The organism is Streptomyces laculatispora, assembly GCF_017353455.1.
Taxonomy (GTDB): domain Bacteria; phylum Actinomycetota; class Actinomycetes; order Streptomycetales; family Streptomycetaceae; genus Streptomyces; species Streptomyces laculatispora.
The window spans coordinates 1-11,158 of sequence record NZ_JAFMPZ010000414.1; the positions used below are offsets into that span (position 1 = coordinate 1).

Annotated in this window: 2 protein-coding genes; both read right to left on the minus strand. The window is 74.5% G+C overall.

Annotated features, from left to right (window positions below; all coding sequences use genetic code 11):
- Positions 1-2,618 (minus strand): type I polyketide synthase (locus J1C73_RS20940; RefSeq protein ID WP_443732223.1); only part of this gene is annotated, 2,618 nt, incomplete at its 3' end.
- An 88-nt stretch (positions 2,619-2,706) separates the two neighbouring features.
- Positions 2,707-10,929 (minus strand): type I polyketide synthase, encoded by an 8,223-nt coding sequence (locus tag J1C73_RS20945; protein WP_207317769.1) that lies wholly within the window; start codon positions 10,927-10,929, stop codon positions 2,707-2,709.
- Positions 10,930-11,158: the final 229 nt, after the last annotated feature.

The window sequence follows — 11,158 nt, forward strand, 5'->3', positions numbered from 1 at the left end:
TCGGCGCGGGCGCGGCGCAGGGCGGGGACGCAGAGGGTGCCGTCGGCGGGCGTCAGGCAGTCGGCCGCCATGGGGGTGAGTGCCGCGTCCGGGCCGATCTCGATGAGGACCCGGGCCCCTTCGGCGTGCAGGGTGCGTACGCCGTCGCGGAACCGGACCGCCTCGCGGACGTGGCGGACCCAGTACTCGGGAGTGGTCAGGTCATCGGGTCCGGCGAGCCGGCCCGTCACGTTGGAGACGACGGGCAGCCGGGGTGCGTGATACGTCATCCGGGCGGCGACTTCCCGGAAGGCGTCGAGCATGGGCTCCATGAGCGGCGAGTGGAAGGCGTGCGACACGTTCAGCCGCTTCGTCCGCCGTCCCAGCGCGGTGAAGTGCTCCGCGACGGCAAGCGTCTCCTTCTCCGCCCCCGACACCACCACGGCCGAGGGTCCGTTGACCGCGGCCAGCGCCACCCGGTCGCTCAGCAGCGCGAGCACCTCGTCCTCCGACGCGGCCACCGCCACCATCACCCCGCCCGCCGGCAGCGCCTGCATCAACCGACCGCGCGCCACCACCAGTTCGGCCGCGTCCGCCAGCGACAGCACGCCCGAGACATGCGCGGCCGTGATCTCACCGACCGAGTGGCCCACCAGGAAGTCCGGACGCACCCCCCACGACTCCACCAGCCGGAACAACGCCGTCTCCACCGCGAACAACCCGGCCTGCGCGAACATCGTCCCGTTCAACAGGTCGGCGTCCTCACCCCACACCACCTCACGCAACGAACGCCCCAACCGCGCGTCCAGCTCAACCAACACCGCATCGAACGCCTCAGCGAACACCGGGAACGCCTCGTGCAGCTCCCGGCCCATCCCCAGCCGCTGCGCACCCTGACCCGTGAACAGAAACGCCGTCAGGCCCTCCGCGGACGCACCCGAAGACCCCGAAGAGCCGGTGGATCCCGCAGAAGCCGTGGAACCCGCCGATGTGACAGCGTCCGCGCTCTCCCGGCCCGCCGCCAGATCGGACAACGCACGCACCGCAGCGTCACGATCCTCGGACACCAGCACGGCACGGTGGTCGAGCACAGCACGCGTCGTGGCCAGCGAATAGCCCAGATCCAGCAACGACGCGTCCGGGTGCGCCTCCACGTGGGCCAGGACACGGCCCGCCTGGTCGCGCAGGGCTTCGGGGGTCCTGGCGGAGAGCGGCAGCGGGATCAGCGTGGACGTCACGGTCGGCGGGGCCGCCGGTTCGTCCTCCTCGGCCGCCGGCGCCTCCTCGATGATGACGTGGGCGTTGGTGCCGCTGAGCCCGAAGGCGGAGACGGCGGCGCGGCGGGGGCGTCCGAGGTCGGGCCAGGCGATGGCTTCGGTGAGCAGGGAGATGTTGCCCGTGGACCAGTCGGCCTTCGGTGTCGGGCCGTCCACGTGGAGGGTGCGGGGCAGGATGCCGTGGCGCATGGCCTGCACCATCTTGATGATTCCGCCGACACCGGCGGCGGCCTGGGCGTGCCCGATGTTCGACTTGATCGAGCCCAGGTACAGCGGCCGGCCGGCGGGTCGGCCCTGGCCGTAGGTGGCGAGCAGGGCCTGCGCCTCGATCGGGTCGCCGAGGGTGGTGCCGGTGCCGTGGGCCTCAACCGCGTCGACCTGGTCGGCGGTGAGCTGGGCGGCGGCGAGGGCCTGGTGGATGAGCCGTTGCTGGGCCGGGCCGTTGGGCGCGGTGAGGCCGTTGCTGGCCCCGTCGGAGTTGACTGCGCTGCCCCGGACCACGGCGAGTACGCGGTGTCCCTTGCGCCGGGCTTCGCTGAGCCGTTCGACGACGAGCATGCCGACGCCTTCGCCCCAGCCGGTGCCGTCGGCGGCCGCCGCGAAGGATTTGCAGCGGCCGTCGGGGGCGAGGCCGCGTTCCTGGCTGAAGCCGACGAACGAGGTGGGTGTGGCCATCACGGTGACGCCGCCGACCAGGGCCAGGTCGCACTCGCCGGTGCGCAGCGACTTGACCGCCCAGTCGAGGGCGACGAGGGAGGACGAGCAGGCCGTGTCGACGGTGACGGCCGGGCCCTGGAGCCCGAGGGTGTAGGAGACGCGTCCGGAGGCGACGCTGGCCAGGCCGCCGGTGCCGCCGTCGGTGGCGTAGTCGTGGTAGACGACGCCGGCGAACACGCCGGTGAGGGAGCCCTTCAGGGAGAGCGGGTCCACTCCGGCGTGCTCCAGCGCCTCCCATGACGTCTCCAGCAGCAGGCGCTGCTGGGGGTCGGTCTCGCGGGCGTCCTTGGGGCTCATCCTGAAGAAGTCGGCGTCGAACCGGTCGGCCTCGTGGAGGAAGCCGCCCTCGCGGGCGTAGGTGTGTCCGGGCGTGGCGGGTTCGGGGTCGTACAGCCCGTCGACGTCCCAGCCCCGGTTGACGGGAAAGGCCGTGATGCCGTCGCGGCCCTCGGCGACGAGCTCCCACAGCTGGTCGGGGGAGGTCACGCCGCCCGGGTAGCGGCAGCTCATGCCGACGATCGCCATCGGCTCGTGCTCCTTGGCCTCGGCCTCCCGCAGACGGCGCTTGACCTGCCGCAGGTCGGCCGTGGCCCGCTGGAGGTAGTCGCGAAGCTTGTCCTGGGTTGCCATCTGTTTCTCAACCAATCTCGGTGCGGGTGTCAGCCGTGCCGGGCGGAACCGGTGCCGTGACCGGCGGCGTGTGCGACGGGGCGAAGGCGTGTCGGTGGGCGTACTAGAGGAGTCCGATCTCCTGGTCCAGCACGTCGAACAGTTCGTCGTCGGTGACCGAGTCGAGTGCGTCGTCCTCGTGCCCGGCGCGGCTGCTGTCGTCGCCGTGGATGTCCTGCCAGTGGCGCAACAGCGCTTCCAGCCGGGAGGTGATGCGCGGGCGGTCCCCGGCGTCGGGCTCTGCGGCGGTGAGGGTCGCGTCGAGCTGGTCGAGCATCCCCAACAGGGTCTTGGTGGAGTCCTGTTCGCCGGACTCGTCGTCGATCAGTCCGGTGAGGTGCGCCGCGACGGCGCGGGAGTCCGGGTGGTCGAAGACGAGGCTGGCGGGGAGGCTGAGGCCGGTGGCGCTGCCGAGCCGGCGGCGCAGTTCGACGGCGGCCAGTGAGTCGAAGCCGAGGTCCTGGAAGGCCCGGTCGGCGCCGACCGCCTCGGGGGTGGGATGGCCGAGCAGGGTGGCGACGTGTGAGCGGACCAGTTCCAGCAGGATGCGGCCGCGTTCGTCCGGGCCCCGTCCGGCGAGGCGTCGGTGCAGGTCGGCGGCGGCGGAGAGGCCGGTGCCCGGACGGGTTGCGGGGCGGCCGGGGGTGCGGACCAGTGTTTCGAGTACGCGTGGCAGGTGGCCCGCCGGGGAGCGCAGGGCGCCCTGGTCGGGGTGGAGGGCGAGCAGGGAGGCGGTCCGGGTGCGCAGCGCCTCGTCGAGGAGTGCTGTGGTGCGCTCGGCGGTCAGCGGCCGGAGTCCGGTGCCGGACTCCGGCGAGCCGTGCTCGTCCACGGGGCCCTCGGTGGTGCTGCCCGGGGCGAGCGCGACGGCGGTGGCGGGGAGGCCGAGGGTGTGCCGGTGCCGGGCGAGGGCGTCCAGGAAGGTGTGCGTGGCGGCGTGGTGGGCCGCTCCGGCTCCGTGGACGAGGCCGTGGGTCGAGGTGAGCAGGACGAAGGCCGACAGGTCGAGGCCGGTGGTGAGTTCGTGCAGGTTCCAGGCGGCGTCGGCGTCGTGGCGCAGTGCTTCGTCGAGGAGGTGCGGGGTGCGTTCGCCGATCGGTGCGCTCTCCCCGGCGGCGCCCGAGTGGACGACCGCGGTGAGCGGCCGGCCGTCGGGGAGGCCGGCCAGCAGGGCGGCGAGCGCGTCGCGGTCGGCGGGATCGCAGTCGCTGACGACCAGTTCGGCATCGGTGCCGTCCGTGAGCGTGTCCGCCGCCCCGGGTGCGGTGGCGCCGCCGGCGACGATCACGCGGCCGGCGCCGTGTGCGGTGACGAGGTGACGGGCCAGTTCGGCGCCCGTCGCGGAGAGCCCGCCGGTGACGAGCACGGTGCCGCCGGGCGGGAGGGTGGCCGCGTTGCCGCCGGGCCGCGCCGGGACCAGCTTCGGGACGAGTACGGTTCCGCCCCGGACGGCGAGTTCGTCGGCGCCGGTGGCGAGCGCGTCCGGCAGCGCGGTCGCCGAGGCGTCCAGCCCGTCCACGTCGGCGAGGACGAACCGTCCGGGGTGTTCGCTCTGCGCCGCCCGGACGAGGCCCCACACGGCCGAGTGCCGGACGTCCGGTGCCTCGTCCCCCGCCCCGACGGCGTGCCGGGTGACGACGACCAGCCTGGCCGCTCCTCCGTCCGGTGCGTGGCGGAGAAACTCCCGCATGTGATGGAGGACTTGGGCGCTGTGCGTACGTACGGCCTCCGGCACCTCGCCGCCGTCGACGGGCGCGGGCAGTGGCAGGGGCAGCAGGACGAAGTCGGGGGCGGGCCCGTCCCCGGGGCCGGCCGGGTCGAAGGCCGGGAAGGGGAGGCCGGTGCGCGGGTCGTCGAGGGGTCCGGCGGCGGCGAGCACGGCGGTCCTGGATCCGAGGTCGGCGATGTCGACGGGCGCGGGCGCCCACTCCAGCCGGTAGAGCGCGCCCACGGGTGCGCCGGTGGTCAGTTCGGCCCGGGTGACGGGCTTCCAGGCGACGTCGGTGGCCGTCAGTACGGGCTGCCCCTGGCCGTCCGCGATGTCGAACGACGCACGGTCCTGGCCGGTCGGCCGGACCCGTATCCGCAGCTCGGTGGCGCCGGTGCGGTGCAGCTGCACGCCGGTCCAGGCCGCGGGGCTCAGCGGCTCCCCGTCGGCCGGCTCCGCGGCGTCGGACATCGCTCCGAAGCGGGCCAGCTGGACGGCGGCGTCGAGCAGGGCCGGGTGCAGCGCGCACTGCTCGCGGGCGGTGTGCTCGTCGAGTACGGCGTCGGCGAGGAGTTCGTCCCCGCGCCGCCAGGCGGCGTTGAGGGTACGGAAGGCCGGGCCGTGACCGTGGCCGAGGGCGAACAGCCGGTCGTAGAGGGTGTCAGGGTCCACCGGGGTGGCACCGGACGGCGGCCAGGCGGACGTGCCCGTGGCCGGGTCGGCGGCGAGCTGGGAGAGGACGCCCCGGGCGTGCCGGATCCAGGCCGCGTCGTCGTCCCCCGCCCCCGCGCCCTGGGCCCTGGAGTGGATGTCGACCGTGCGGCGGCCGTCGTCCGCGGGTGCTCCGACGGTGACCCGCAGGGCGGCGCCGGGACCGGCCGGCAGCGGAAGCTGCGCCGTCACGGTCAGCTCGTCCAGCCGGGGGCAGCCCGTCTGCGTTCCGGCACTCAGGGCGAGGTCGGCGAAGGCGGCGGAGGGCAGGACGGGGGTCCCCAGCAGATCGTGGTCGTCGAGCCAGGGCAGTTCGGAGCGGTTCAGCCGGCCGGTCAGCAGGGCGCCGCCGTCGGGGAGGGCCACGAACGCGCCGAGCAGCGGGTGTTCCGTCGCGCCCAGTCCGGCGGCGGTGAGGTCGCCGCCGGCCCGTTCGGGCAGCGCCCAGAACGGCTCACGGCGGAACGCGTACGTCGGCAGATCGATACGGCCCGCCCCGCTGCCGGCGAAGAACTCCGCCCAGGCGACCGGGACATGGCGTACGTGGGCGAGCGCGAGGGCTCCCACCAGTTCCGCCGCCTCGTCGCGGTCGCGCCGGGAGAGCGGCAGGAACGCGGCGGTGGTCGTCCCGGGCAGGCAGCCGGGGCCGAGGGCGGACAGCGCCGCGTCCGGGCCGATCTCCAGGTACGTGGTGACACCCGCCTCGTCCAGGGTGCGTACGGCGTCGGCGAACCGCACGGCTTCCCGTACGTGCCTGACCCAGTGGCCGGGGTCGGCGAGGTCGGCGGCCGTCACGACGCGCCCGGTCAGGGTCGAGACGAGCGGGACGGACGGCTCGTTCACCGTCATCCCGGCGGCCGCGCGGGCGAAGTCGGCCAGCATGGGCTCCATGAGCGGCGAGTGGAAGGCGTGCGACACCCGCAGCGGTTTGACCGAGCGGCCCAGTGCGGCGAAGTGGTCCGTCACGGCCCGCACCGCGGCGGCGGTGCCCGACACGACGACGGATTCGGGGCCGTTGACGGCGGCGACGGCGACCTCGCCGGTGAGGAGCGGTGCCACCTCGTCCTCGCTCGCCCGCAGCGCGGCCATGGCCCCGCCCCGGGGCAGCGCCTGCATCAGCATGCCGCGCGCGGCGACCAGCCGGGCGGTGTCCGGCAGCGACAGGGCCCCGCAGACATGGGCGGCGACCAGTTCCCCGATGGAGTGGCCGGCCAGGAAGTCCGGGTGGACGCCCCAGGACTCCAGCAGCCGGAACTGGGCCACCTCGAAGGCGAACAGTGCGGCCTGCGTGTACCCGGTGCGGTTCAGCGCGGCTTCGTCCTCGCGGATGACGGCGGCGAGCGGCCGGTCGAGGTGGCGGTCGAGCGCGGCGACGGCCTCGTCGAAGGCCTGCGCGAAGACGGGGTGGGCGCGGTGGAGCCGCTCGCCCATGCCGAGGCGCTGGGAGCCCTGGCCGGAGAAGAGGAAGGCGGTCGGTCCGCCGGCCGGGCGTCCGGTGTCCCGCGCGGTCACGAGCGAGGCGGTGGAGCCGCCGTCCGCGAGGACGGCCAGATCGCGCAGGGCTTGCGCCCGGTCGGTGACCAGGAGCGCGGCGCGCTGTTCCAGGGAGGTGCGGGTGGTGGCCAGGGAGTGGGCGATGTCGAGGGTGCTCGCGCCCGGCCGGGACTCCAGATGGGCCAGCAGCCGCCCGGCCTGGCGGGCCGTGCCCTCGGGGTCGCGGGCCGACAGCAGCCACGGCACGGGAGTGGTGCTCTCGGCGTCGCCGGGGGCGGCTTCGGCACCGGTGTCCGTAGGGGCTCCGGGATCGTCCGCGGGGGCCTCGATGATCACGTGGGCGTTGGTGCCGCTGATGCCGAACGACGAGATTCCGGCGCGGCGCGGACGGTCCAGTTCGGGCCACGGGCGCGGGGCCGTCAGCAGGGTGACGTCGCCCGTCTCCCAGTCGACCCGGGGCGAGGGCTCGTCCAGGTGGAGGGAGCTCGGCAGGACGCCGTGCCGCATCGCCTCGACCATCTTGATCACCCCGGCGATGCCGGCGGCGGCCTGGGCGTGCCCGATGTTCGACTTGACCGAGCCGAGGTACAGCGGCCTGCCCTCGGCCCGGTCCTGGCCGTAGGTGGCGAGCAGGGCCTGCGCCTCTATGGGGTCGCCCAGGGTGGTCCCGGTGCCGTGGGCCTCGACGGCGTCCACGTCGGCGGTCCCGAGTCCCGCGTTCGCGAGGGCCTGCCGGATGACGCGCTGCTGGGAGGGGCCGTTGGGGGCCATGAGTCCGTTGCTGGCACCGTCCTGGTTGACGGCGCTGCCGCGCAGGACGGCCAGGACCGGATGCCCGTTGCGGCGGGCGTCGGAGAGCCGTTCGATGACGAGCATGCCCGCGCCCTCGGACCAGGCGGCGCCGTCGGCGGCCGACGAGAACGAGCGGCACCGGCCGTCGCGGGACAGTCCGCGCTGCCGGGCGAACTCGATGAACGTCTCGGGGGTCGACATCACGGTCACACCGCCGACCAGGGCCAGCCCGCATTCGCCCGACCGCACGGCCTGGGCGGCCAGGTGCAGTGCGACCAGGGACGAGGAGCAGGCGGTGTCGACGGCCAACGAGGGCCCTTCGAGACCGAAGGTGTACGAGATCCGGCCGGGGCCCAGCGATCCGGCGGCGCTGTTGCCCGCGTAGTCGTGGTACATCGTGCCGGTGAAGACGCCGGTCGCGGTGCCCTTCAGCGCCGACGGATCGATCGTCGCCCGCTCCATCGCCTCCCAGGCCACCTCCAGCAGCAGCCGGTGCTGCGGATCGGTGGTCAGGGCGTCGTTCGGGCTGATCCCGAAGAAGCCGGGGTCGAAGTCGGCGGCGTCGTGCAGGAATCCACCGTGGCGTACGTAGCAGGTACCGGGCCGGGTGGACTCGGGGTCGTAGAGCCGTTCCAGGTCCCAGCCCCGGTTGCGGGGGAACTCGGTGATGGCGTCGACGCCGTCGTCGACGAGCCGCCACAGGTCCTCGGGCGAGCGCACCCCGCCGGGATAGCGGCAGGCCATGGAGACGATGACCACGGGGTCGCCGTCGTCGGACGGTGCGGCGACCGCGGCGGCAGCGGCGGTGGCGCCGTCGCCCGCGAGCAGGGTGTCCAGATGCCCGGCGACGGCGCGGGCGTTGGGGTGGTCGAAGACCAGGGTGGCGGGCAGCCGCAGCCCGGTCTCAGAGGCCAGCCGGTTGCGCAGCTCCATCGCGGTCAGGGAGTCGAACCCGATCTCGGTGAAGGCCCGGCCGGGCTCCACGTCGGCCGCCGACCCGTGGCCGAGCACGGAGGCCACCTGGGCCCGGACGAGGTCGAGCAGGGCGCGCGACCGCTCCTTCGGCGCCAGGGCGGCGAGGCCGGAGCGGGGCTGCGGAGCGGAGGCGGCGCGCGCCTTGCGGCGTACCAGGCCGGACAGGATCGGCGACGGCGGCTCCGCGGCGCGCAGGGTCCTGAGGTCGAGCCGGACCGGGAGGAGCAGCGCCTCGTCCGACTGCCCGGCCTCGTCCAGCAGGGCGAGTGCGTGGACCGGGGCGAGGGGCTCCACTCCGGAGCGGCTCATGCGCCGCAGATCGGTGTCGTCCAGCCCGCTCGCCATGCCGTCGCCGTCGGCCCACAGCCCCCACGCGAGGGACTGCCCGGGCAGGCCGAGTCCCTGCCGCAGGACGGCGAGGGCGTCCAGGAAGGCGTTGCCGGCGGCGTAGTTGGCCTGCCCCGGGTTGCCGAGGACGCCCGCGACGGACGAGAAGAGGACGAACGCGGACAGGTCCAGATGGGCCGTCAGTTCGTGCAGGTTCCACGCCGCGTCGATCTTCGGCCTCAGTACGCGGGCCAGCCGGTCGGTGGTGAGCGAGCCGACGGTGACATCGTCCAGCACCCCCGCGCAGTGGACGACCGCTGTCGGCGGGTGCGCGGTCAGCAGGGCGAGGACGGCCTCCCGGTCGCCGAGGTCGCACGCGGCGACGGTGACCTCGGCGCCGAGGCCCGCCAGCTCGGAGCGCAGCTCGGCGGCCCCCGGCGCATCGGGTCCGCGGCGGCCGGTGAGCACCAGGCGACGGACGCCGTGCGCGGTGACGAGGTGGCGTGCGACGAGGGCGCCGAGGGTCCCCGTACCGCCGGTGACCAGCACGGTCGGGTCGTCGCCACCGAACGGGGCGCGCGACGGGGCATCGGCCGGGAGGGATCGGTCCCCGCCGTCCACGGCGGGCGACGGCCGCTGCGCCGTGTCCCGTGCGGGCGGGACACGGACCAGCCGGGGCGCCCACAGGCTGCTTTCCCGGACCGCCACCTCGGGTTCGCCGGAGGCGGCCAACGCGGCAACGCCCACGCCCAGAGGTGTTTCGGCGTCGGCGTCGATGTCAGTGTCAGTGTCGATGAGCAGGATGCGGCCGGGGTTCTCCGTCTGGGCGGACCGCACCAGACCGGCGACCGCCGCCGCCGCCGGGTGCCTGAGCGTCTCGCCCGGCAGGGCGACCGCTCCCCGGGTCACCACGAGCAGCCTGCCGGCCGCGAACCGCTCGTCCGTCAGCCACTCCTGTACGACACCGAGGGCGCGGCCGGTCAGTTCGTGGGCCCCGGAGACCGTGTCGCCGGCGGGCGGCGGGCATTCCCAGACGAGGACGGCGGCCTCGGGCACGGAGCCGTTGTGCCGGTCGTCCCAGTTCACGGCGACGGCCTCGGATGCGGCCGGGGCGGGAGCCTGCGCGAGCGGCGTCCATCGCACGGAGTACAGGGAACCGCGCTGTGCCGTCCCGTCCGTCGCCGCGACGGCCACCGGCCGGGTGACGAGGGCGCCCACGGAGAACACGGGGCGCCCTTCCGTGTCCGAGCCGTCCACGGTGATGCTGTCGGGGCCTGACGGTGCGATCCTCACCCGGAGCCGGGCCGCACCCGTGGCGTGGAGACGGACACCCTTCCACGCGAAGGGAAGCCGCGCCGTTCCCTCGTCGCCGGGCATCGCGTCGGACCCGTCGAGGAGTGAGGCGTGCAGCGCGGCGTCGAGCAGGGCGGGGTGCAGACCGTACTGCGCCGCGTCGGGGGCCGCCACCTCCGGCAGGGCCACCTCCGCGAAGATCTCGCCGTCGCGCCGCCAGGCCGCGTCGAGCCCCTGGAACGCAGGCCCGTAGCCGTACCCCTGCTCGGACAACTGGGCGTACACGTCACCCAGTTCCACCGGGGATGCGCCCTCCGGGGGCCAGTCGGCGGCGTCGCGGGCGGGGTCCGGCGCATCCGGGAGCAGCACACCGTCGGCGTGCAGGGTCCACGGTGTGTCGCCCGCTTCCTCGTCCTCGTCCCGCGCGTGCACGGTGACGGTCCTGGCACCGGTGCCGTCGTCGTCCCCTACCCGGACCCGGACCTGGACGCCGCCGCGGGGCGGCAGCACCAGAGGCGCCTGGAGGGTCAGCTCGTCGAGCACGTCGCAGCCGACCTGCGCACCGGCGCAGAGCGCCAATTCGACCAGGCCCGTGCCGGGGAACAGTACGGAAGCGCCCATGCGGTGGTCGGCAAGCCACGGCTGGCTGTCGAGAGAGAGCCGGCCTGTCAGTACGGGCCCGTCCGCGCCGGGAAGTGTGACGGCGGCGCCGAGGAGTGGGTGATCGGTAGTGCCCAGGCCGAACGAGCCGGGGTCGTTGCCGCCGAGTTCCGCTTCCATCCAGAACCGCTCACGCTGGAAGGCGTACGTCGGCAGATCGACACGACGAGCACCCGAGCCCTCGAAGTACCGGGCCCAGTCCACCGAAACACCGGCCACATGCAACTGCCCCAACGCCCCGACAGCTGTCGCCACCTCGGGACGGTTCTTACGCACCAGCGGCGCGAAGACCGCCGCGGACTCCGCGTCCACCGACTGCTGCGCCATCCCACTCAGCACACCATCCGGACCCACCTCCACGAACGACGTCACACCCCGCGACACGACGAACGACACCGCATCCGCGAACCGCACCGCCTCCCGCACGTGCCGCACCCAATACTCAGCCGAACCCCACCCCTCAGCCACATCACCCGACACACCCGACACCACCGGGATCGACGGGGCGCCGAACTCCAGCCCGGCCACCACCGCCCCGAACTCCGCCAGCATCGGC

Excerpts from the sequence above, each read along its gene's own strand:
- J1C73_RS20945 (WP_207317769.1), bottom strand. The coding sequence starts at position 10,929 with ATGGCGCAGCAGTCGGTGGACGCGGAGTCCGCGGCGGTCTTCGCGCCG.